The sequence below is a fragment of the Arthrobacter sp. SD76 genome (assembly GCF_049726125.1).
Taxonomy (GTDB): domain Bacteria; phylum Actinomycetota; class Actinomycetes; order Actinomycetales; family Micrococcaceae; genus Arthrobacter; species Arthrobacter nitrophenolicus.
The window spans coordinates 1560554-1583124 of sequence record NZ_JBNBLR010000001.1; the positions used below are offsets into that span (position 1 = coordinate 1560554).

The following is a 22571-nucleotide window of genomic DNA, read 5'->3' on the forward strand; positions in this document are numbered from 1 at the left end:
CATCAATGGACCCGACCGCCTGGCCCGCGCCGCGCTGTCACGCCTGATGGAGCCGCAGGACGCCGCCGGACTTGCCCTCGTACAGGTGGCGGGAGCCGTGGATGCCCTCGGTATCGCTACCGGGGAGTTGAAGGCAGGGCCGGAACTGGAACGCGAAATCACGGCACTCCTCGCGGACAGCGGAGCCGCCACCAGCTGGGCCAGCATGGCGGCTGCGCTCAAGCGGTGGCAGCCCAGGATCCCTGACCTGGCGCCGAGCGGGACCTCGCCACCATGGCCCGCCTGGGCGGACGGCTCATCATCCCCTCCGACGAGCTGTGGCCCGCCCAGTTGGCAGATCTCGGGATCCAGGAGCCGCTCTGCCTCTGGTGGCGCGGCCAGGAGCAGCCCCTGCCGGCGGTGGACACCAGCATCGCACTGGTGGGTTCCCGGGACAGCACCAGCTACGGGGCCTCGGTGACGGGGGATCTCGCCTACTCGCTGGCCCAGCGCGGCTTTACCGTGGTGTCCGGCGGCGCCTACGGGATCGACGCCCATGCACACCGGGCAGCGCTCGCCGGCGGTGCAGGTGCTGTTCCCACCATCGCGGTCATGGCAGGCGGCGTGGACAGGTTCTATCCGTCCGGCAACGAGGACCTCCTGCGGGCTGTCTGCAACCAGGGTGCTGTCCTCGCGGAGGTGCCGCCGGGATCAGCCCCCACGCGCTACCGGTTCCTGCAGCGCAACCGGCTGATTGCGGCATTGTCCGCCGTCACCGTCGTCGTGGAGGCGCGCTGGCGGTCCGGAGCCCTGAACACGGCCCATCACGCTGAATCCCTCGGCCGTGCGGTCGGTGCAGTGCCGGGGTCGGTGCACAGTGCGAATTCGGCAGGATGCCACCGGCTGCTGCGCGACGGGGGAGCCGTGTGTGTTACCGATGCCGCAGAAATTGCCGAACTCGCCTCGCCGAGCGGCAGCGCGCTGCCCGAACAGCGGCAGGCCAGCGCCCAGGTGCAGGACGGATTGACCCTCGAGGACCTGATCCTGCTCGATGCGCTGCCGCTGCGCTCCACCACCTCCGTCGAGAAGCTCGCGGCCGTGGCCGGGCTGGGGCAGGAATCGGTGCGTGCCGGCCTGGGCAGGCTCGGGCTGCTCGGCCTGGCCGTTTCCGAACGGGGCGGCTGGAAGAGAGGCAAGGCTTCCGTCTGATGTACCGCCCTGATGGAGACAAAGTGGTGGCCGGCGCCGTGTCAGCCCACAGGTACGGCTCCAGGAACTGAGACAGTAAGGGAGTGGAAAATGAGGAACTGCCACCAGGACTCAGCGACGCCCTGGACGCGTTCGCCGGCTACCTGTCCGGAGAGCGTGCGGTGTCGGCCCACACGCGGCGTGCCTACCTCGGCGACGTCCGCAGCCTCCTGGCGCATGCCGCCTCGGAAGGTGCCTCCGTGCTTGGGGACCTCGAACTGGGCATGCTCCGCCGCTGGCTGGGTGTCCAGAGCCAGTCCGGCGCCGCCCGGGCAACCCTGGCCAGGAGGTCGGCCACGGTAAGGTCATTCACCGCATGGGCTTTGCGCGAGGAACGGATCGCCGTGGATCCTGCCCTGCGGCTGAAGGCGCCCAAGCGTGAACGGTCCCTGCCCGGTGTCCTGCAGAGTTCGCAGTTGACCCGGCTGCTGGGCCAGTTGGAGCACAGTGCAGCCGACGGCGAGCCCCTGGCCGTCCGCAACCGCGCAATAGTTGAACTTCTCTACGCCACCGGCGTGCGGGTGGGGGAACTTGCGGGGCTGGACATCGATGACCTGGACCCGGACCGGCGAACGCTGCGTGTCCTGGGCAAAGGCAACAAGGAGCGTACCGTTCCCTACGGCGTTCCCGCCGCGGTGGCGGTGGATGACTGGCTGCGCCGTGGACGGCCGCTGCTGGCGCGGGAGAACAGCGGCCCCGCCCTGTTCCTCGGCGCCCGCGGGCGCCGGGTGGACCAGCGGCAGGTGCGCGAATTGGTCAACCGGCTCCTGGAAGCGCTGGGGGATACCTCGGCTTCGGGACCCCACGCCCTGCGCCATTCCGCCGCTACACACCTGCTGGACGGCGGCGCGGACCTGCGGGCGGTGCAGGAAATCCTGGGCACAGCAGCCTGGCCACGACGCAAATCTACACGCATGTTTCGGTGGACCGGCTGCGCAAAAGCTACCAGCAGGCCCACCCGCGGGCCTAAGTTCCGGAAAGCTAATCGCACTGGCGTAATTCTGCGGCGTACGGCACAATAAGAGTCACGTCCGGCAACTTTCAAGTACCGCTTGAAGCCCTTGGGCTGCAGGCGGTGCGGCAAGTCCGGACGCAGCATTCATATTTGAATAACCAGGCAGGGAGTCCCGCAGGCAGGGCACAGCGGTTCCATCCAGGCAGAGGTCGTTGGGGAAGACGTACCTAGAGCTATGGAGGATGGAATGTCTGTTGCAATGACCCGCGGTGTGCTTTTCGTTCACTCGGCCCCTACGGCCCTGTGCCCTCATGTTGAGTGGGCCATAGGTTCCGTCGTTGACAAGCGCACGGACCTTGAGTGGACCCCTCAGCCTGCCGCGCCCGGAATGTTCCGTGCCGAGTTGTCCTGGACCGGGACGCCCGGCACCGGGGCTGAAGTTGGCGTCCTCACTGCGCGGCTGGGCGCACCTCCGCTTCGAAGTGACGGAGGAGCCAAGCCAGGGAGTGGACGGCGGGCGGTGGTCGCACACCCCTGAGCTGGGTATTTTCCACGCGGTGACGGACGTGCACGGCAACATCATGGTGTCCGAGGACCGCATCCGCTACGCCTACGAGTCCGGAGCAGGGGACCCCGCTGCCGTCTACCATGAACTGTCCCTGGCACTCGGTGAAGCCTGGGACGAGGAGCTCGAACCCTTCCGGCACGCCGCGGAAGGCGCGCCCGTGCGCTGGCTCCACCAGGTGGGCTGACCGCCGTCGTACCCCAGCCCGGATTCCCGGACCGAAACACCACTCCATAGCAATGAAGGAGGCCCCGCCAGCCGGCGGGGCCTCCTTCTTGTTCCGGGTATGTCCCGGTGATGTCAGACGCTTCGGACGGCGACGACGGCGTTGTGGCCGCCGAAACCGAACGAGTTGCTGAGCGCCACGATGTTCCCGGCAGGCAGGTCGCGAGCGGAGGTCACCACATCCAGCGGGATCTCCGGGTCCTGGTTTTCGAGGTTGATGGTCACCGGCGCCTTGCGGTCGTATACCGCAAGGACGGTGAGGACTGCCTCGACGGCACCCGATGCGCCCAGCAGGTGGCCCATCTGCGACTTCGTGGCGGAGACCGCCACGTTGTCCACGTGGTTGCCCAGGGCGGCGCGCAGGGCGGTGTACTCGGGCTTGTCACCAACAGGGGTGGAGGTGGCGTGCGCGTTGACGTGGACCACGTCCTCCGCCTGGATCCGGCCGTCGAACATAGCGGCCTTCAGTGCGCGGGTGGCGCCCAGGCCCTCCGGGTCCGGCGCGGTGATGTGGTAGGCGTCGGCGGTGACGGAGGTGCCGGCGAGTTCGCCGTAGATCCGCGCGCCGCGGGCCAGGGCGTGCTCCTCGGCTTCAAGGACGAGGGCGCCTGCACCCTCGCCCATGACGAACCCGTCACGGCCGGTGTCGTAGGGCCGGGAAGCACCCTGCGGGTCATCATTGCGCCGGGAGAGCGCCTGCATGGAGGCGAACGCGGCCAGGGGCATCGGATGGATGGCTGCCTCGGCGCCGCCGCACATGACCACGTCAGCCTTGCCGGAGCGGATCAGTTCCAGGCCAAGGTGCATGGCTTCGGTACCGGAGGCGCAGGCGGACACCGGGGTGTGGGCGCCGGCCCGGGCGCCGAGGTCCAGGCTGACGGCCGCGGCAACACCGTTGGGCATCAACATGGGCACGGTCATGGGCAGGACCCGGCGGGGGCCCTTTTCCTTCAGGGTGTCCCAGGCGTCCAGCAGCGTCCAGACGCCGCCGATACCGGTAGCGAAGGCGACAGCCAGGCGGTCCTTGTCGAATTCGGTGATGCCGGAGTCTGCCCACGCCTCCCGGGCGGCAATGACGCCGAACTGGGTGGAGGGGTCCATCCGCTTGGCCTCGACGCGGCTGAGCACGTCAAGGGCAGGGGTGCTGCAGCGGGCAGCGAAATGGACGGGAAGCTCGTACTTGGCGACCCAGTCATCCTCCAGGGTGCGGGCACCGGAGACCCCCTTGAGCGCGTTGCTCCACATTGTGGGAACGTCGCCGCCGATGGGCGTGGTGGCGCCCAGACCGGTAATGACTACTTTGCGTGTCATGGGATCACTCTTTCGTCGGTGGGAATCCGTCTCCGTCTTCCGGAGGGTCCCGCGTGTTGATGGCCGGCCTCGGCCGGGTGGAGAAATGCAGCAGGGCTGCCGGTCCGGTCATCCGGACCGGCAGCCCCGCCAAGCCAGACGGCGAAGGCCTGGACTAGGCCTGGGCTCCGGCGATAAAGCTGACAGCGTCACCAACGGTCTTGAGGTTCTTGACCTCTTCATCCGGAATGCGCACGCCGAACTTCTCCTCGGCGTTCACCACGATGGTCATCATGGAGATGGAGTCGATGTCCAGGTCCTCGGTGAAGGACTTGTCCAGCTCCACAGCCTCGGGGGCCAGGCCGGTTTCCTCGTTGACGATTTCAGCCAGGCCGGCCAGGATCTCTTCGTTGCTAGCCATTGATGGCTCCTTTTCTTGTATTGCCGGCAGGGGCTGCCGGAAATGGTTCAGGCCGCGGATGCGAACCCTTGGGGACGTTCCTAGGGAAGGACAACTACCTGCGCGCCGAAGACCAGCCCGGCGCCGAAGCCGATCTGCAGGGCCAGCCCGCCGCTGAGCTCCGGGTTTTCCTGCAGCAGCCGGTGCGTCGCCAGCGGAATGGATGCAGCGGACGTGTTGCCGGCGTCGGCAATGTCCCGTGCCACTGTAACCGTCTCCGGCAGCTTCAGCTTCTTCACCATCTCGTCGATGATGCGCATGTTGGCCTGGTGCGGGATGAAGGCCACCAGGTCTTCGGCCTCGACGCCTGCGGCTTCAAGCGCCTGCTGCGCCACCTTGGCCATTTCCCAGACAGCCCAGCGGAAGACGGTCTGGCCGTCCTGGCGAAGCGTGGGGTACAGCTCCTGGGCCTCCTCGAGGAGGGCCAGGTCCCTGTGGAGTCCGACTGGCGGGCAGCCAGGCCGAGGTCCCGGACATCCAGCATGGAGCGCGTCATGCCGATCGCGTCCCACTTGCTGCCGTCCGAGCCCCATACCGAGGGCGCGATGCCCGGGGTTTCGGAAGGACCGATCACGACGGCGCCTGCACCGTCGCCGAGCAGGAAGGAGATGGTGCGTTCACGGTTGTCGATGACGTCGGAGAGCTTCTCCGCGCCGACCACCAGGACGTACTTGGCGGTTCCGGACCGGACCAGGGCGTCACCCTGGGCGATGCCGTAGCAGTAGCCGGCGCATGCGGCGGAAATATCGAAGGCCGGTGCCGGCGTGGCTCCCAGGCGGTCAGCCAGGCTGGCTGCGGCGGAAGGGGTGGCGTAGGGGTGGGTCACCGTCGAAACGATCACGGCGCCGAGGTCCGAAGCCTGGATGCCGGCCTTTTCCATCGCTTCGCGGGCAGCGCCCTCGGCCATGTCAATGACGCTTACATCCGCCTTGGCGCGGTGGCGCGTGACGATTCCTGTCCGCTGGCGGATCCACTCGTCGGAGGAGTCGATCCACTGGCAGACGTCCTCGTTGGTCACGATGACGTCCGGCCGGTAGGCGCCCAGGCCGAGGATGCGGGTGTGCTCCTGGATGGGAGCCTGTTTCAACGTGGGAACGCTCATGCGTTGCCCTCCAGTTCTGCAAAGAGCGCCAGGGCGGCAGAGAGGTCGTCGGGGGTCTTGACCGCGACGGTCTTGACGCCGGGCATGCCGCGCTTTGCCAGGCCTGCAAGGGTGCCGGCGGGAGCGAGTTCGATGACTCCGGTCACTCCGCGCTGGACCAGGGTCTCCATGCACAGGTCCCAGCGCACGGGGCGCGACACCTGCGCGATCAGGCTGTCGACGGCGGCACGGCCGTCGGTGACTTCGCCGCCGTCGTAGTTGGACAGCAGGGGAACGGCCGGCGCCTGCGGCTTCAGCTGCGGCTCAAGAGCCTTCAGGGCGCTCACGGCAGGGGACATGTGGCTGGTGTGGAAGGCACCCGCAACCTTGAGCGGAATGACCCGGGCCTTGGCGGGCGGGTTGTCCGCAAGGGCCTTGAGCTGCTCGAAGGTTCCGGCCGCCACGGTCTGGCCCGCGCCGTTGACGTTGGCCGGAGTGGCGCCTGAAGCCTCGATGGCTGCCAGGACTTCGGCAGGATCGCCGCCCACCACGGCACTCATTCCGGTGGGGGTGACGGAGGCTGCGGCCGCCATGCTGTTGGCACGTTCGCGGACGAACGTCATGGCTTCCTGTTCGGTCAGGACGCCGGCAAGGGCGGAGGCGGTGATTTCACCTACCGAGTGGCCGGCCAGGATGACGGGCAGCGAGTTGAGTTCGACGTCGAAAAGGGACGCCGCGGCCACGAGGCCGGCGGCAACGATCAGGGGCTGCGCAACAGCAGTGTCCTTGATGGTTTCCTCGTCGGAGGTGGTCCCGTGAGCGATCAGGTCGATTCCGGCGATGTCGCTCAAGGTGGCCAGTTGGCCTGCCACCGGGGGCAGTTCCAGCGGGGGCCAGAAAACCCGGGGTTTGTGAGCCCTGTCCAGGGCAGACTATTGCAAGCACGTAACCAGCTTTCCAAATTACTTCGTGATCCAGCGGTGTTTGTCCGCACCAAGCTCACGGGGTCAGGTTGTAGGAAGTCTACAACGGTTCAGGGCTGAGTCCGCGACGGCTGACGTTCCGTGGCGGCTTTGGGAGGGGCCGAAAGCCGGCCCACCACCAGTGCTGCCTGCAGGACGAAAGCTTCCCGCGGGAGGAGCGGGTCCCAGCCCGTGACGTCACAGACACGCTTGAGCCGGTACCTGACCGTGTTGGCATGGACGAAGAGTTCCCGGGCCGTGGCTTCCAGCGAATGGCCCAGCTCCAGGTAGGTGCCGAGGGTTTCCACGAGGCCGTTGGATGCCGCCAGCAGGGGCCGGTAGATGTTCTTGACCAGGGAGCGGCGTGCGGCGTCGTCGCCGGAGATGACCCGCTCTGGAAGCAGGTCGTCCGCGGCCACCGGCCGCGGCGCGGAAGGCCATGCCTTGGCGGCGGTGAGGCCGGCAAAGGCGGACTGCGCGGAGCCGCTGGCTTCGAGCAGCGATCCCGCCTCGGGACCGTACACAACAGGGCCGGGGGCGAACATGTCGCTGAGTTTGATGTAGGCGGTTTCCCGGTCCTGGACGCCCCCGAGGATGAGGATCAGCCGGTCGCCCTGGATGCCCACCAGTGCGTCCTCGGCATACCGGCCGGCCATGCGCCGCAGCTCGCTGACGTAGCTGGCGCTCGGCTCGGAGGGGGAATTGCCCACCATGACCGTGAAGCGCTCCTGCGCTTTCCAGCCCAGCGCAGCGATCCTTGACCGAAGCGCGTCGGTGTTTTCACCCCGCAGGATGGCATCCACGATCAGGGCTTCGAGCCGGGTATCCCACGACCCGCGGGACTCGGCGGCGCGGGCGTAGACGTCCGCGGCGGCAAACGCCACCTCCCGCGAATAGCGCAGCACGGCTTCGCGAAGGGACGGCTGGTCAGCCTCGGGCGCGATGACGGGGACCTGGTCCTCCACCACCTCCACCACGATCCTGATCAGCTGCAGCGCTTTCTGCAGACTGATGGAGCGCGTGAGTTCGGTGGGAGCGGTGCCGAAAACGTCGGTGAGAATCCACGACGGCGAGCTCGGCCGCTCGTACCACGTGACGAACGCCGCAATGCCGTTCTGGGCCACCATTCCCAGCGCCGACCGTTCGTCCGAGCTCAGCCGGCTGTACCAGGGCAGCGACTTTTCCAGTTCCCGCATGGTGGTGGTGGACAGCTGCCCCACGTTGGCACGCAGTTTCTTGAGGGTTTCCGACTTCTCCGGGGTGACCGCAGGCTGGGCCGGTTTACGCTTCGCGGACGGGGTGGCAGGTGCTGGCATGCTTTGAGCATACGGGCAGCGGGCGGCAACCTCCATTTGTGCGAAGGCTACAATCCGCTTTGTCATGCATCACACGTTCGGGACAGTCGCCCGGGCAACGGACGACGGCGGCCCCCGCCTTTCGGTGGGAGCCGCCGTCGCTCATTGCTTGGGAGTTTTGTCCAGATACGGCGGGCTCCCGGCCACGGAAGTCGCCATATCTGGACAAAAATTCAAAGGGGAGAGGTTACGCCTCGCCTCCGGCGTTGCCGGTGGTTCCGGCATTCACGTTGTGCAGGCGGTACTTCTCGATGGCCTTGACCGGAGCCTGGGCGTCCACTTCACCGCGGCGCGCCAGCATCTCAAGGGCGCGCACCACAATGGAGTGGGTGTCGTTCTTGAAGAAGCGGCGGGCTGCGGCGCGGGTGTCCGAGAAGCCGAAGCCGTCGGCGCCGAGGGTGGCGTATTCATTCGGGATGAACTGCCGGATCTGGTCCGGAACGGCCTTCATGTAGTCCGAGACTGCGACGACAGGCCCGGTGGCACCCTCAAGCTGACGGGTGACGAAGGGGACCCGGGCGGGCTGTTCGGGGTTGAGGAAGGCTTCCTCTTCGGCGGCGAGGCCGTCGCGGCGGAGTTCGTTCCAGGAGGTGACGGACCAGACGTCGGCGGAGACTGACCAGTCTTCGGCGAGGATCCGCTGGGCTTCGAGGGCCCAGGGGACGGAGACGCCGGAGGCCAGGAGCTGGGTCCGGGGGCCGTCGATCTTGGCGGGCTGGAGCAGGTAGATGCCCTTGATGACGCCCTCGACGTCGAGTTCCTCGGGTTCGGCGGGCTGGACGATGGGCTCGTTGTACACGGTGAGGTAGTACATGAGGTTCTTGTCCGTGCTGTCCGGGCCGTACATCCGCTCGAGGCCGTCACGGATGATGTGGCCCATTTCGTAGCCGTAGGCGGGGTCGTAGGTGACCACGGCCGGGTTGGTGGAGGCGAGCAGGGGGGAGTGGCCGTCGGCGTGCTGGAGGCCTTCGCCGGTGAGGGTGGTCCGGCCTGCGGTGGCGCCGATGATGAAGCCTCGGGTCATCTGGTCCGCGGCTGCCCAGAAGGCGTCGCCGGTGCGCTGGAAGCCGAACATGGAGTAGAACACGTAGACCGGGACCAGGGGTACGCCGTGGGTGGCGTAGGCGGTGCCGGCGGCGGTGAAGGCTGCCACGGCGCCGGCTTCGTTGATGCCGGGGTGGATCAGCTGGCCGGCGGGGGATTCCTTGTAGGCCAGGACCAGGTCACGGTCCACGGACAGGTAGTTCTGGCCCTTGGGGTTATAAATCTTCGCCGTCGGGAAGAACGCATCCATGCCGAAGGTCCGTGCCTCGTCCGGGATGATCGGGGCGATGTGCTTGCCGAAGTTCTTGTCCCGCATCAGGTCCTTGAGCAGGCGGACGAATGCCATGGTGGTGGCTGCCTGCTGCTTGCCAGAGCCGCGCTTGGCCACCTCGTAGGACTTCGCCTCGGGCAGCGTGATCTCGGCGTGCTTGGACCGGCGCTCCGGCACGGAGCCGCCCAGGGCGGCCCGGCGCTCCATCATGTACTGGATTTCCGGCGCATCGGTGCCCGGGTGGTAGTACGGCGGCCGGTACGGATCCTTCTCCAGCTGCTCGTCGCTGACCGGGATCCGCAGGTGGTCGCGGAACTTCTTCAGGTCATCCAGCGTGAGTTTTTTCATCTGGTGGGTGGCGTTGCGGCCTTCGAAGTGGGGTCCGAGTCCGTAGCCCTTGACGGTTTTGGCGAGGATGACGGTGGGTTTGCCCTTGAATTCGGTGGCTGCCTTGTACGCGGCGTAGACCTTGCGGTAGTCGTGGCCGCCGCGTTTGAGGTTCCAGATCTGGTCGTCGGTGAGGTCCGCGACGAGGTCCTTGGTGCGGGGGTCCTTGCCGAAGAAGTGTTCGCGGACGAACCCGCCGGACTCGGCCTTGTAGGTCTGGTAGTCCCCGTCGGGGGTTTCGTTCATGATCTTCACGAGCGACCCGTCGGTGTCGCGGGTGAGCAGGTCGTCCCATTCCCGGCCCCAGACGACCTTGATCACGTTCCAGCCCGCGCCGCGGAAGAACGCTTCGAGTTCCTGCATGATCTTGCCGTTGCCGCGCACCGGCCCGTCCAGGCGCTGGAGGTTGCGAGTTAATGACGAAGTTCAGGTTGTCTAGGTTCTCGTTCGCGGCGAGCTGGAGCAGGCCGCGGGATTCGGGCTCGTCCATTTCGCCGTCGCCCAGGAACGCCCAGACCTGCTGGTCGGAGGTGTCTTTCAGGCCCCGGTTGTGCAGGTACCGGTTGGACTGGGCCTGGTAGATCGCGTTCATCGGCCCGATGCCCATGGACACGGTGGGGAATTCCCAGAACTGCGGCATCAACCGCGGGTGCGGGTAGGAGGACAGGGCGTGGCCCTCGCGGGACTTTTCCTGCCGGAACCCGTCCAGGTCCTCCTCGGAGAGCCGGCCTTCCATGAACGCGCGGGCGTACATGCCCGGGGACGCGTGGCCCTGGAAGAAGACCTGGTCCCCGCCGCCGGGGTGGTCCTTGCCGCGGAAGAAGTGGTTGAACCCGACCTCGTACAGGGTCGCCGCGCCGGCGTAGGTGGAAATGTGCCCGCCCACGGCGATGTCCGGCCGCTGCGCCCGGTGCACCATGACCGCTGCGTTCCAGCGCATGTACGCCCGGTACCGGCGCTCGTATTCCTCGTTGCCCGGGAACGGTGCTTCCTGGTCCACCGGGATGGTGTTCACGTAATCGGTGGTGGTCACCATCGGCACCCCGACGCTCTGCGCGCCCGCGCGCTGCAGCAGGCTCCGCATGATGTATTGGGCACGCTCGGTACCCTGTTCCCTGATCAGCGCGTCCAGGGACTCAACCCACTCGGCAGTCTCTTCCGGATCACGATCAGGCAGCTGGTTAGTCAACCCGCTGAGGATATGGGAGGTATCTTCTCCTGCAGCCACGTCCAACCTCTCTTTGCGCGCATGAATCGGCGCACTCAGGCCAGGCAGGGTGACTGCCCGGCGTATATACGCCGTGTGCGACGTATCGGTTACAACAGCCCGGTCATGTGTGCCGGGCAGGGTCCTAGAGCTCCTATGTCTGCACGGAGTTACAAGGTTGTTGTCCCGCAGGCATAGTTGTCATCAGCCACTCTAGCCCTCACCGCAAGGCGATGCGTAGCCGCAGCCCGGGCACTCCAGTTGTATTTCGCCGTCATACTGGTTCTGTGACGAAAAGCCGCTGCACAGCGGGCCGGCCGCACCCGATGTGACGCAGAATATGCTGCACGGCGGGGGCGGCAGCTTGAAGCGCAGGCACAAAGGGTGTTGGCTTGGGGAGTAATGGAAATCACTATGTGCACTGCATATCTAAGGCATTGGAGGAACACGTGAGCGAGGCCGACGCCGCCACTTCGGTAAATGTGGCGGAAAAATTGGGTTTCAAGAATGGGGATCTGATTCAGGAGTTCGGTTACGACGACGATGTCGATTTCGACTTGCGTGACGATATAGAGGACCTCACCGGTTCGGAGTTGCTGGACGAGGACGACCACGAAGTTGCGGACGCCGTCATCTTCTGGTGGCGCGACGGCGACGGCGACCTGGTGGACAGCCTCATGGATTCGCTGACGACGCTGGGGGAGAACGGCGTCGTCTGGCTGCTGACCCCCAAGTCCGGCCGCGACGGCTACGTCTCGCCGGCGGACATCCAGGAGGCCGCGCCCACCGCCGGCCTGCACGTCACCACGTCCGCAGGTGTGTCCAAGGACTGGAGCGCCAGCCGCCTGGTGAGCAGGAAGAACAAGTGACGGCAGCGCTTGCCGCTGCCTCTGCTGCTGTCCCTGCGGTCGGCGTGACGGCCCCCGACTTCGAGCTTTCCAACCAATACGGCGAGCCGGTCCGGCTTTCGTCGTTCCGCGGCCAGAACGTGGTCCTGGTTTTCTACCCCTTCGCGTTCTCGGGAATCTGCACCGGTGAACTGTGCGAAATCCGGGACAACCTGGCTGTGTTCGAGAACGCGGACGCCACGGTCCTTGCCATCTCGGTCGACAGCAAGTTCAGCCTCCGCGCCTACGCTGAGCAGGAAGGGTACGGATTCGACCTGCTGGCAGACTTCTGGCCCCATGGCGGCGTCGCTTCCTCCTACGGTGTTTTCGACGAAGAGACCGGGATGGCCAGGCGCGGCACGTTCATCATCGATGCGGCGGGAACAATCCGGTACACGGTGGTGAACCCGAGGGGCCAGGCGGGGACTTCGAGGAGTACCGCGCGGCACTTGCCGGGCTGGCGGAGGCCTGAGCGGGCATGGAAGGGCAGCGGCACGGGGTAGGCCTGACGGGCTTTGCCAGCATGCCGCCGGCACCCGCCGCCGCCCCCTCCAGCCAGGACCTTGAGGTGCTCCGCAGGATCCGGGACCTCCTGGGCGGAATGCGCTTCGCGCTGCTGACGGGCGCCGGGCTCAGCACTGATTCAGGCATCCCCGACTACCGGGGCCCGGGCTCGCCGCCCCGTACCCCAATGACCTACCAGGAGTTCGTCCGCGAAGCAGCGAACCGGCAACGGTACTGGGCACGAACCATATCGGCTGGTCACACCTTCGGCACGCGGATCCGAATCCAGGGCACTTTGCGGCCGCCCACCTCGAACGGCGGGGCTACCTCACGGGCCTGATTACGCAGAACGTGGACCGCCTCCATGAGGATGCCGGCAGTTCGAACGTCATCGACCTCCACGGCAGGTTCGACCAGGTGGTCTGCCTCGACTGCACCCGCACCTATTCCCGGAAGCTCCTGGCCGGCATGCTGGCCGAACTCAATCCGGATTTCCTTGAACGGGCTGCGGCCACCGGTCTCGTGGAGATGGCGCCCGACGCAGATGCCACCGTGGAGGACCGGGCGCTGATCAGCAGTTTCGTCGTCGCTGCCTGCCCGGCATGCGGCGGAACCCTGAAGCCGGACTTTGTCTATTTTGGCGAGAACGTTCCCAAAGACCGGGTGGAGAAGGCCTACGCGATGGTGGACGCGGCTGCCGCCGTGGTGGTGGCCGGTTCCTCGCTGACCGTGATGAGCGGTTTGCGGTTTGTGCGGCACGCCGCCAAGGACGGCAAACCTGTGGTGATCATCAACCGGGGCGAAACCCGCGGGGATGACAAAGCCACCATCAAGCTGGAAGCGGGCGTTTCGGAGTCGCTTACCTGGCTTGCCGGGAACCTGCCGCCGCTCTGACATGCTGGTCCGTGCAGCAGCCCCTGCGCCGATTCGCGTTTGGGGCTCCGCGTCAGGTAGAGTCTATGTTCGTTGGTTGCGGCGGAAACGCCGGATTCAGCGCCTTGGGTCTTTAGCTCAGCTGGTAGAGCGCCACGTTTACACCGTGGATGTCATCGGTTCGATCCCGGTAGGACCCACTGATTTGTCTAAGCCCGTCATTCTGGAAACTTCCCCGGAATGGCGGGCTTTTTCGTGCCATTCCGCGCTTCGGCGCCTAGGGATTTCGCTGGGGAAATGCTTAGACAAGGCTGGTGAAAGCTGGCCAAGTTACAGTGGGTAAAAGTCGAGTGCTGGAGCGCACCCTCCCAAATTCCTCCCAAAGGTAGCCGGGCCTAGTCGAGAGATTCGCCGCGCCAGTCCTCGGCCGCCACCCGCTCCACCTGCCACTTCTCATCCCACCGGCAGTGATATTGCCCATACCGGACCCACTCGTGCAGCACATGTGTCGGGGTCGCAGCGATGGCCCGGCCGTAGACGGCGCGGACGCGGACCAGCGGGCGGGGTCCAGCTTCTCAGCCTGCCCGCCGGGTGCGCGGGCCAGTGCTGCCTGGATGGCACCGGCCCGCCGCATCTGCTCTAGCTCGTTGTCCACGCCACCATGCTAGGCGGCGCCGGCGAGGAACGCGGCCACGACGTGGGAGGCGTGCCGGTCGTGGTTGTGCCTGGCGCGGTCATAGCGGGCGGTGATCCTCGGATCCGAGTGCCGGGCCGCGACCTGAACGTCGCGCAGCGGCACACCAGCGTCCAGGGCCGCGGTGACAAAGCTGTGCCGGAGCCCGTGCGGGGTGACGTTCTTCTTGATCCCTGCCTGCTTGCAAAGCCGCTGCACGGTGAGAGCAGCAGACTTCCGGTTCACCGGCTGCCCGCCTTTGTTGCGGAGCAGCAGCGGGCCGCTGGTACGGTCGCCAGCGGCGGCGTCCAGAGCGCGCAGGACGGGCACCGGGAGCGGGATCGTGGCCGGTTTCCCGCCCTTGCCCACCAGGCGCAGCACGCGGTGACCACGCTCGATGTCCTGGTAGTCCTCGATCTTCACAGCGCACGCCTCGGAGACCCGCAGGCCAAGCATTCCCATCAGCGTGATCAGGGCGGCGTCGGACGGTGACGAGGCGCGGGCGCACTGGATCAGGGCGCCTAGCTCCATCCGGTCCAGCCCCATCGTGCGGGACTCGTCCTGAAAGACCCTGGGCATGCGGAGGTGTGCGGCGGGGGAGCGGTCGATGTAGCCGTCGATCTCCGCGAAGCTGTAGAAGCCCCGGATGATGGACAGATGATGGGCGACGGTGGCCGGCGAGTTCTTCCGTTCGTCCTCGAGGTAGCGGGCGAAGAGTTCCAGCACGGGGCGGCGCATGCCATCCAGGACGTCGACGCCGAGGCCGCCGCACCAGTCGAACAGGAGCTTGAGCGAGACGCGGTACGTCTCGCGGGTGGAGCCCCGGTAGCGGGCGAGGTATCCGGCGGCGGCCAGCTCGGCGGGGGTGGTGATGCGTGCGCTGGGCAGCCCAACGAGAGTAGTGTTCTCCATGTCGTCTCCATGAGTCTTTGATCGGGTGAATGGATGGCGGCATAGGCCCTGTCAGTGTTGGCGCACTGGCGGGGCCGCCGTCGTTTTGGGAGTGAGCTATCACCATACGACGAAAAGCCCCACCCTCACGAGGAGGATGGGGCGTTCGTAATTAATTCGTTAGGGAACTTAACCGGTCTTATCGGCCCCCTACAATGGGGGCATCTACTTGTTGGGGGAGAGTATGAACTCGGTTCACATCACCATGATTGTCGTTGCCGTCTGCGTCGTAATCGTGGCCTGCCTGATCGTGCGGGAGAGCCGCCAGGAGCAGCCCGCAGATGGACACCTGTGCCCTACGTGCGGCCACGAGTACAGCGGGGACGATGCGGGCGTCAATGGCGTGGGCGACCTCGTCCGCCGTGCCCTGAAACTCGCCCCACTCCCGGAATACCGTTGTACCGAGGTATCCCGGGAGTGGGAGGCAACCGCGCAGGGCAACATGGATTGCGACTGCACGGACCCGTTCCACAAGCCCCGGTACTCGCTGGCAGCCTAGAACGAGTCCGCCGGGTAGCGTCCGAGCACGAGTGCGGCGCGGTCAACGTAGATCGTCTCAAGGCTTCCCGTCGCGCTGGGGTCTACCTGGATGTTGCAGGTCAACGCCGTCATGTTCGAGCGGCACCGGATGGTGACGATCTTCCAGAACCAGGTGTCGTTGATGACCTTCGTCTGGTCCGACACGAGCAGGGTTGCGCCGTCGCTGATGGAGATCTGGGCGGCCGTCTGCGGCGTCCCTGCTGGGATGTGCATACGCACGGCGAACGTCACTTCCCGGCCCGCCAGCAGCTTGGCCTGCGCGGAAATGGACTGGTCAAGCTTTGCCGACGAGCCAGCGGCCGTCTTGGTGAGCTTCGCGGAATAGGACTTCGTTTCCAGGAGCGCCGCCGTACCGGCCTGCTGCGACACCGTCAGGTTGGTCTGGTTCCAGCTCGTGAGCGTGCTCGACGTGGGCCAGTCCGTGAAGTTCGAGTTCACCAGGAAGTTCCGACGCTCCTCGAAGAACGCGGGCGGGGACGGACGGAGCGGCTGGGCCGCGGCGTTCCGGGCCGCAAGGGGTTTCATCATGGCGTTCAGCCAGACAACAGCCCCGGCGTTTGCCGGGTGCAGCCCGTCCGTCTGGATCAAAACATCCGCGATGCTGCGCCCGTCCGCGTAGAACGCCGCGCACACGTCCACGAACCCGTAACCGCGTTCTGCCGCGTAGCTGCGGTAGATGTCCGCCCGGCGCTCGGAGAACCCAGCGAGGGCCGGCGCCGGGTTCTGGGAAGTGATGACGGTCGGCGCGTTACCGGTGTAGGTACGGATCTGCTCCACGTTAGCCACGTACCGGTCCCGGAGCTTCGCGTCCGTGGCGGTGTTGCCGCCGCTGGTGACGTTGTTCTCGTTGTGCCCGTGCGCGATCACCAGCAGGTCCACGCCCGCCGCCGCCGGGGTGGCCAGCAGCGAGGATGCGCGGGCGATGGGGTAGCCCGTTTCCTTGCCGGGGACAGCACCCATCCACAAGTGAATCGTGCGGGCGCCGCTGCCTGCGATGGTTGTGGCGGCGTCGTAGGTTGAGGTTCCATCGTTGTACCAGCGCGTGGAAATGGTGTGCGTGGGGTACTCGGCGGCGAGTGCAGCGGGCAGACGTTCGCCCCAAGTGTCGACCTGCGTACCGGTCTGGTCCGTCGCTGCTGTCTTCGCGGTGGTTGAGTCGCCCACGATGAGCAGGTTGACATCGTTGGTGCCAGCAGCGATCTTCTGCAATGCCGGGGCGAACGCCGAAGTGGAAACCGCCCGCTCATCGATAGCCGCCGCGATAGGCCCGTCCGGGTCATTCGCAACTGCGGTGATCTGGGTCAGATTCGTGGCAGAAAGTGCCGTGGCTGTCTCGCTGCCCGGGGTCGTGACGAGATCCGCCACTGATGCATCGTCAGCCACCCCCGCGGGGCCCTGCGGCCCGGCCGAAGCGTAGGGCAGGACCGTCCATGCCGCGACGCCATTCCCGAACTTCTGCTTGCCCGTGTCCGTCTCAACGCCCGGCTCGCCGTTGGCCAGCACAGGGTTCGCTGCGGTCCACTCCGCTGCCGTGCCGCGCCGCAACTGAATACGCTGTGCCATCAGACACCGCCTCCATCCATGAATTGTTCAGTGGCGTACACCGTGAAAGGGGTGCCGCCGTCGTAATGTGCTGGGAGCCGCTCCTGCAGGGCGGCGATGTGCTCTTGCGCCTTGAGCGCGTTGACGGCGATCACGTTGTCGCCGTCCTTGACGCGCTCGTTGCCGTCCGGGACCAGGAACCCCAGATCGGTTTCTTCGACAGCCACAAGGGCCTCCTGTGCCTAGTTCTGTTCGGGGGTGAACCAGCGGGCGATGCGGTGCTCGCGCAGCCAGTCATTCACGCCGGGGACCGCGAGGACGCGGGTCGCCAGCGCGGCGAGGATCGTGGCGGCCAGCAGCGTGCCGTTCAGCACCACGAACACCCACGCGGGCAGGTGCACCTCGTAGGGCTTGAGCGCGTCGATCGCGGCCACCAGTACACCGTTCAGCAGCGGGAAGAACGCGACGACGGCCAGGACGGTCCGGCGGACAGCCGCCCAAGGGTTGCGTTCCTGCGTGGACTTTGCGACGTGGTCAGCCATCAGTTCTCTCCTGTCGTGACGGTGATCTTCAGATTGCTCAGGCGCTCGGCCACCTCGGCGTAGATCTTCTCGGCGGCTTCGACGGCGCCAGCATCAGCCGAGGGCTTGAGCAGGTCGATGGTTGCCCGGAAGTTCGCCAGCAGCCCGTCCCGCACGCCGTTGACATGCTCCCGGGTGGCCACGTGGTGCGCGGTGTTGAGTACATCCAGCCGGTCGATGACCAGGGGCTCGCGGTCCAGGATCCGCTTGGTCGTGCCATTCACGTGTTCGCGGGTGGCGACGTGGTGGGCGCCGTTCAGTTCGTCCAGCCGGCCGACGATGTCTTCGCTGATGCGCTTGTACAGGTGATCGATTGCCGCCTGGGTAGCTTCGGCGCCCGCGGTTACGATCCGGTCGATCTGCTCTGGTGTGGTCACGTCATCCTCCTCGGATGCTGGGGTGGTGCTCTGGTAGTTGATGGAGCCGCCGGCGCGGGGACGCAGGAAGCCGAGGAGGCCCCGGCGTGGGAGGTATTGGATGGTGGCCGGGCCGGAGCTCCACTTCGGGTACGGGTTGTCCATCCGCGAGGATGTGCTGTTCTGTGAGGCGCACAGCAGCTGCAGATTGGCGTCCCGGATCAGGACCGCGACGTGCGTGGCCGGGTAATACTCCTTGTACGAGTCGCCCCACACCGCAATGTCCCCGGGGAAGCCCGGCTGATCCGGCGGGATGAGTTCATAGGCGGCGCCGATGGCGGGCGTTTGCGGGTAGGCGTCCACCATGTTCCCCGCCCAGCCAACCCACTTGCCCGGGTAGCCAGTGTTGATCACCGGCAGTCCGAGGTACTTTGACCAATTCGCGGCGAGGTCCCAGCACTGCGCGCCAAAGCCCTCGTTCGTCGGGTTCCAGTCCTCGTTGATGTATTTGCCCTGGACCTGGGTGACCCAGACGCCAAGCTTGTCCTGCACAGCCTGAAGGGTGAGCGTCATGGGAGCGGTCCTTCCGCGGTGCAGGTGTAGGTGGTGGATCCTGGCGGGTCCGGTACGCATGTGTGTTTCCGGCCGGTCTGATCCGTGAACGAGAACTGCGAGGGTGGAGGGCCTGCCTCCCCCTGGGGGCCGGGCACGGTGGAGTCAGCGCCCGGGCTGCCTTGGGCGCCCTGGGGGCCAGTGCATGCCCCGGTCCCGCAATAGGCGGCGACAGCAGCGAACACGCTGTCAGCGGTCGGCCCATCGCCCTGGTCGCCCTTCGGGCCGATGCAACGCCCGTCCGCGCAGTACGTTGTGACGGCAGCCAGCATCATCTCCGGTGTCGGCGCCGCCGCGTTCACTCCGTCCGTGCCGGGCTCGCCAGCCGGGCCCGTGCAGCGCCCATCCGCGCAGAACTCAGCGAAAGCACGGGCGATGTCCTCTGGTGTCGGGTCTGCGCCGTCGCGGCCGCGGCAGTTGCCGTCCGCGCAATACTCTCGGAAAGCCTGCACGAGCTCGGCCTGTGTCGGACCGTTGTCCACGGCTGGAGGGGCGGACGGGGTTACCACCGGCTCCTGCGCGGCGTCGGCCCACTTCTCGCAGAGTTGCTGGTCGTAGATCTCCATCTCGCCGGACCCGCACAGGGCCTGTCGGGCTTCGCGAGCGATTTCCTTCTTCTCGCCCTGCTGGGCGGCCGCGAACTCCGCGTTCTCACCAGCGAGGCGCCCGTTCGCCAGAGCCAGGGAACCGGCGACGATGGTCACAGCCGCCAGCAGCAGGGACAAGACGGCGAGCATCAGCTTCCACCGCTTGTCCGATTTTCGGGAACGTGCGGCGGCTCTGGCCGCAGCGGCCAGCTCGGGATCGTTGTACTCAGTCATGCGTCTGGGCCTCCTCTTCCGGCCACTCTGCGGGGACCGGATCAATACCGGCCGCGATCAGTTGCTCGCGCCACTTCCCGGCGGCGGCCTTGACCCGGGACGAGTACCGGCGCAAGGCCGCCAGCTCAGCCTCCCGCGCTGCCTTCTCTGCCTCTTTCTCGGCTTCCAAGTTGGCAACACGGGTCTTTAGGAGTTCTTCCACTTTGACCTCCCGCCGTTCGCGCTTCTTGTCCTGCCGGTCGATGAGCTTCCAAACCCCGGCGCTGAGGGCAGTGAACGCGCCAACGATGGCGGTGATGGTTCCTGCGTCCACACGTGTGGTCCTCCTGCGTCAGACGGCGCTCGTCTGGTAGTTCATGGCGATCTCGATGTAGTTGTTCTGCGCACCTGTGAGGCCGGCCTGCCCAGGGGTTTTGACCGGTGTCCCGGGCGCCCAGACCGAGGCCGTGGTGGAGTTGGAGGCGAACACTACGAGGGAGCTGATGATGCCGCCGGCGGTGACATGGAACCCGGTGCCGAGGGTGACGTTCTCTGCACCGGCGATCGGGTAGCCGGGCGGGAGGGGGCAGAACACCGCGCCGGTTCCCATGGCATCAGCGTCGGACAGGACCGAGTCACCGAACTTGGCCTTGGCGCGGACGGTGACCTGGTCACCCTTGACCCAGTAGGTGCCGGTCAGGGCGCCACCGGAGCCGAAGTCAGCGACACCGGACCACAGCGGGGTGTACGCCACGCCGCGCTCGGACTCCCAGTTATCCGCGGCGCCGCCCTTCCACCATTCGAGGGTGCCGCGGAAGTCCAGTCGGCGGACCGTCATGCCGATGAACTTGCCGGGTAGGGTGTCGCGCTGCAGCTGGGAGTTGACGTTGATGATGACGTTGGAGGTCCGCCCGAAGGTTTCCATGTCGTCGGCGAGGTTGTAGTCATCGCCGTTCGTGAAGACCTGGATGCCGTTCTCAAGGGTCTGCATTATGCTGTCCAATCCATGTCGAGCTTGCCTGATTCGGGGTCTTCCAGCCGGGACTGGAACCAGACGTAGTCGCCGCCTGCGATGCTGATGCCGCCGCCGGCGGCGATGATCGGGCCGAAGCTTGTGGGGAGGTTGATGACGTGCGCGTCCTCGTTGGGTTGGACGACGACGGTGTGCGGGCCCGCGACCCTGGCGACGTCGCCGGCTGGCCGGTGGGGGCTGGTGTGGGCGTAGATGTTGACGGTGGCCGGGGCGTTGTAGTTGCCTGCCTTGAGCCGTTTCGGGAGCCGGAAGCGGACGGCTGTGAAGGTCTTGCCGGCGAGCTCCGGCCGGGCCGCGCCGTAGAACCATGCGCCCGTGGTGGTGGTGCCGCTCCAGAACCCGGCGTAGACGTGCTCCCTGCCCTGGGTGGAGAGCGCCCACCGGCCCCAGCCGCCGACCGCGAACGTGTCTGATGCGATCGCGCTCAGTGGTGTGGTGCCGTTGCCGGCGGCGGGTGCCGTGGGTGGCGGGGCAGGTGCCGGGGGCGGGGGTGCGCTGGTCGCGATCTTGCCGAGGATCGTTGGCCGGGTCGCTGTCCAGCGGATCTCCACCGGGTCACCGGGGGAGTAGGAGCCGATGAATCGGTCCGTGGTGTACTCGACGCCGTCCTCGCCGGTGAACACGATCTGCGTGGCCACCCCGGCCGGGATGACCGTGACCACGGTGCCGGTGCTCGGCCGGGGCTGGTCGGTGTACCCGCCGATGACGAGGGCGGCGTACTGGCCGCGGCCCTCGTTGGTGATGTCCACGACGATGTTGCCGCCCTGCAGCGGCGCGATCGGGTCCAGCCACCGGCAGCCGACGAGCTTGCCGTTGATGTTCGCGTACCAGTTGTTCCCGTCGAAGTGCGCGGTCCCATAGGTTCGGCGGGTGGTTCCCTCGCCGATGGCTTCGAGTGTGTGCGTGAAACCATCCACGAGGCGCCTCCTATGGCAGGTCGTTCCAGGGGATATCCGGGAGGGTGCCCCAGTTCGCGGGCATCCGGTCCCACGTGAGTTCGGGTTTCTCACCGGTGATGTGCTGCGCCCATTCGGTGCGGGACAGTGCGACGATGACGTCGGTGTAGGAGCAGGACACCGTGAGGGTCGTTGACCCGGGGACCTTGCCGAAGGCGCGCCGGATGTTGGTGATCGTGCCGAGGAAGTAGGCGACGTGCCCCTCGGGCAGCGGGTAACCAACCTCGATCCGGTCACCGGTCTGCAGCTCCGGGCGGGGGCTGATCTCCACCGTCAGTTCGATCGCCAGGGAGGCGAGGAACTCGTCCCGCATCTGCCGGGCGTACGCTGCTGCCTGATCGTAGGAGGTGATCATTTCGCCGCTGTAGAAGGTCTGCGCCCGGCCGTAGTTCCCGCCGAACTGCAGCGGGCCCGTGTCGATGGACACGACGGCGCGGACGGGCGCGCCGGTGTGCTCGTCCTTGCCGTCGACGATCCACCGGTTCAGCAGCCCGGCGATGTCCTGCTTGCGCTTCACGGACACCATGCAGTTGCCCGGCTCTGTCCGCCAGACAGGGTCCGTGACCCGTGGGTAGACGTGCAGTTCGCCGTCGCCGCCCATACGGTAGCGGGCACCGATGCGGGCGAGGAGATCCTGCGCCGCTTCGAGGCGTTCCCGGTCGAATACGAGCAGCCGGGACACGGGCAGGTCGGTTACGCCTTCGTCGATGACGATGGGGAAGTGCCCTTGGAGGAGCCGCTGGAACTCGGACAGGACCGATGCGAGCGGGCCGGGGATTCCGGTCCTTCGAGTTTGTCGACGTCGGCGTTGTACGTGAGGTCCTGGGCTTGGAGTTGACCACGGACTTCACGCTGGCCGGCACGAGGCGCTTGTGCGGGCCCAGCTGGTTCCCGGCTTCGTCGTAGCCGTACTCGTCGATTTCCCGCCACTCGACGACCTCGTCCGGTTCGTTGGACGTGATCCGGAACCGGCCGTAGTTGACCGCCCCGGCGCCGCCCACCATGTAGATCAGGTGCAGCTCCGTGCCGCCCACGCCCAGCGGGTCGTCAAACCGCCACGCGCCCAGCTCGCCGGTAGGGTCAGCTACAGTCAGGTTGATCTGCTGGCCGATCTTCACGTTGTCCCCGGCGCTGTCCTGCAGGGACGCGTCGATGACTTTCAGCGGCTGGGGGAGGACCAGGGAACCGCCGCGCCACGCCCACACCGTGAGCGTGTCCGCAGGCCGTGACCCCT

16 protein-coding genes, 1 tRNA gene and 8 pseudogenes are annotated in these 22571 nt (G+C 66.6%); 9 read left to right on the top strand and 16 right to left on the bottom strand.

The annotated features are described in order from the left end of the window. Nucleotides 1-46 precede the first annotated feature (46 nt). The 3 pseudogenes from dprA to ACPEE0_RS07675 all read left to right on the top strand — a co-directional run bounded on the left by dprA (nucleotide 47) and on the right by ACPEE0_RS07675 (nucleotide 2934). Nucleotides 47-1188 (top strand): annotated as a pseudogene (dprA, locus tag ACPEE0_RS07665) (DNA-processing protein DprA). Nucleotides 1189-1271: 83 nt separating this feature from the next. Next, nucleotides 1272-2197, top strand: a pseudogene (locus ACPEE0_RS07670) (tyrosine recombinase XerC). Between the two features lie 232 nt (nucleotides 2198-2429). Continuing rightward, nucleotides 2430-2934 (top strand): annotated as a pseudogene (locus ACPEE0_RS07675) (DUF3145 domain-containing protein). 113 nt (nucleotides 2935-3047) lie between these two features. Here the strand turns inward: ACPEE0_RS07675 and ACPEE0_RS07680 are convergent. From ACPEE0_RS07680 to aceE, 6 genes and pseudogenes are all read right to left on the bottom strand, one after another. After that, nucleotides 3048-4283, bottom strand: coding sequence for a beta-ketoacyl-[acyl-carrier-protein] synthase family protein (locus ACPEE0_RS07680; RefSeq protein WP_009359313.1), 1236 nt, complete (start codon nucleotides 4281-4283; stop codon nucleotides 3048-3050). 154 nt (nucleotides 4284-4437) lie between these two features. After that, nucleotides 4438-4683, bottom strand: coding sequence for an acyl carrier protein (locus ACPEE0_RS07685; protein ID WP_009359314.1), 246 nt, complete (start codon nucleotides 4681-4683; stop codon nucleotides 4438-4440). 80 nt (nucleotides 4684-4763) lie between these two features. Then, a pseudogene (locus ACPEE0_RS07690) lies at nucleotides 4764-5824 on the bottom strand (beta-ketoacyl-ACP synthase III). Next, nucleotides 5821-6748: pseudogene (locus tag ACPEE0_RS07695) on the bottom strand (ACP S-malonyltransferase). Before ACPEE0_RS07695 ends, ACPEE0_RS07690 begins: the two co-directional pseudogenes overlap by 4 nt. Before the next feature lie 88 nt (nucleotides 6749-6836). Next, nucleotides 6837-8081 carry a PucR family transcriptional regulator gene (locus ACPEE0_RS07700; RefSeq protein ID WP_133346444.1) on the bottom strand — a complete coding sequence of 415 codons (1245 nt, stop codon included), beginning with the start codon at nucleotides 8079-8081 and terminating at the stop codon, nucleotides 6837-6839. A gap of 226 nt (nucleotides 8082-8307) precedes the next feature. Further along, nucleotides 8308-11050, bottom strand: a pseudogene (gene aceE, locus ACPEE0_RS07705) (pyruvate dehydrogenase (acetyl-transferring), homodimeric type). A gap of 428 nt (nucleotides 11051-11478) precedes the next feature. Between aceE and ACPEE0_RS07710 the strand changes: the two are divergent. The 4 genes and pseudogenes from ACPEE0_RS07710 to ACPEE0_RS07725 all read left to right on the top strand — a co-directional run bounded on the left by ACPEE0_RS07710 (nucleotide 11479) and on the right by ACPEE0_RS07725 (nucleotide 13493). After that, nucleotides 11479-11898, top strand: coding sequence for a DUF3052 domain-containing protein (locus ACPEE0_RS07710; protein WP_009372916.1), 420 nt, complete (start codon nucleotides 11479-11481; stop codon nucleotides 11896-11898). Further along, nucleotides 11895-12388: pseudogene (locus ACPEE0_RS07715) on the top strand (peroxiredoxin). Before ACPEE0_RS07710 ends, ACPEE0_RS07715 begins: the two are co-directional and overlap by 4 nt. Nucleotides 12389-12394: 6 nt before the next feature. Beyond that, a pseudogene (locus ACPEE0_RS07720) lies at nucleotides 12395-13314 on the top strand (NAD-dependent protein deacetylase). Nucleotides 13315-13420: 106 nt separating this feature from the next. Then, nucleotides 13421-13493, top strand: a tRNA-Val gene (locus tag ACPEE0_RS07725). A gap of 464 nt (nucleotides 13494-13957) precedes the next feature. Here the strand turns inward: ACPEE0_RS07725 and ACPEE0_RS07730 are convergent. Next, entirely contained in the window at nucleotides 13958-14878 is a 921-nt protein-coding gene (locus ACPEE0_RS07730) for a tyrosine-type recombinase/integrase (protein ID WP_424574245.1), read from the bottom strand. 223 nt (nucleotides 14879-15101) lie between these two features. Between ACPEE0_RS07730 and ACPEE0_RS07735 the strand changes: the two genes are divergently transcribed. Further along, nucleotides 15102-15416: a hypothetical protein gene (locus ACPEE0_RS07735; RefSeq protein ID WP_424574246.1), complete on the top strand. Its 315-nt coding sequence runs from the start codon at nucleotides 15102-15104 to the stop codon at nucleotides 15414-15416. Here ACPEE0_RS07735 and ACPEE0_RS07740 read toward each other — a convergent pair. Genes ACPEE0_RS07740 through ACPEE0_RS07780 form a run of 9 tightly spaced genes read right to left on the bottom strand, consistent with a single transcriptional unit; the run spans nucleotide 15413 to nucleotide 22019 of the window. Then, on the bottom strand, nucleotides 15413-17020 hold the full coding sequence (locus ACPEE0_RS07740) for a GDSL-type esterase/lipase family protein (RefSeq protein ID WP_424574247.1): 1608 nt from the start codon (nucleotides 17018-17020) through the stop codon (nucleotides 15413-15415). The genes ACPEE0_RS07735 and ACPEE0_RS07740 overlap by 4 nt on opposite strands. Then, nucleotides 17020-17226, bottom strand: coding sequence for a hypothetical protein (locus ACPEE0_RS07745; protein WP_424574248.1), 207 nt, complete (start codon nucleotides 17224-17226; stop codon nucleotides 17020-17022). Before ACPEE0_RS07745 ends, ACPEE0_RS07740 begins: the two co-directional genes overlap by 1 nt. A 15-nt stretch (nucleotides 17227-17241) precedes the next feature. After that, nucleotides 17242-17541, bottom strand: a complete 300-nt coding sequence (locus tag ACPEE0_RS07750) for a hypothetical protein (protein WP_424574249.1) — start codon at nucleotides 17539-17541, stop codon at nucleotides 17242-17244. After that, nucleotides 17541-18509, bottom strand: coding sequence for a hypothetical protein (locus tag ACPEE0_RS07755; RefSeq protein ID WP_424574250.1), 969 nt, complete (start codon nucleotides 18507-18509; stop codon nucleotides 17541-17543). Before ACPEE0_RS07755 ends, ACPEE0_RS07750 begins: the two co-directional genes overlap by 1 nt. Next, complete coding sequence (locus tag ACPEE0_RS07760) at nucleotides 18506-19369, bottom strand: hypothetical protein (RefSeq protein WP_424574251.1); 864 nt, start codon at nucleotides 19367-19369, stop codon at nucleotides 18506-18508. The genes ACPEE0_RS07755 and ACPEE0_RS07760 overlap by 4 nt, the downstream gene beginning before the upstream one ends. Continuing rightward, nucleotides 19362-19682 carry a hypothetical protein gene (locus ACPEE0_RS07765; RefSeq protein ID WP_424574252.1) on the bottom strand — a complete coding sequence of 107 codons (321 nt, stop codon included), beginning with the start codon at nucleotides 19680-19682 and terminating at the stop codon, nucleotides 19362-19364. Before ACPEE0_RS07765 ends, ACPEE0_RS07760 begins: the two co-directional genes overlap by 8 nt. A gap of 18 nt (nucleotides 19683-19700) precedes the next feature. Next, nucleotides 19701-20339, bottom strand: a complete 639-nt coding sequence (locus ACPEE0_RS07770; RefSeq protein WP_424574253.1) for a hypothetical protein — start codon at nucleotides 20337-20339, stop codon at nucleotides 19701-19703. Then, nucleotides 20339-21298, bottom strand: a complete 960-nt coding sequence (locus tag ACPEE0_RS07775) for a hypothetical protein (RefSeq protein WP_424574254.1) — start codon at nucleotides 21296-21298, stop codon at nucleotides 20339-20341. The genes ACPEE0_RS07770 and ACPEE0_RS07775 overlap by 1 nt, the downstream gene beginning before the upstream one ends. 10 nt (nucleotides 21299-21308) lie before the next feature. After that, nucleotides 21309-22019 (bottom strand): hypothetical protein, encoded by a 711-nt coding sequence (locus tag ACPEE0_RS07780; protein WP_424574255.1) that lies wholly within the window; start codon nucleotides 22017-22019, stop codon nucleotides 21309-21311. A 190-nt stretch (nucleotides 22020-22209) separates the two neighbouring features. On the opposite strand from ACPEE0_RS07780, the gene ACPEE0_RS07785 reads away from it, so the two are divergent. Beyond that, complete coding sequence (locus tag ACPEE0_RS07785) at nucleotides 22210-22566, top strand: hypothetical protein (RefSeq protein WP_424574256.1); 357 nt, start codon at nucleotides 22210-22212, stop codon at nucleotides 22564-22566. Nucleotides 22567-22571: the final 5 nt, after the last annotated feature.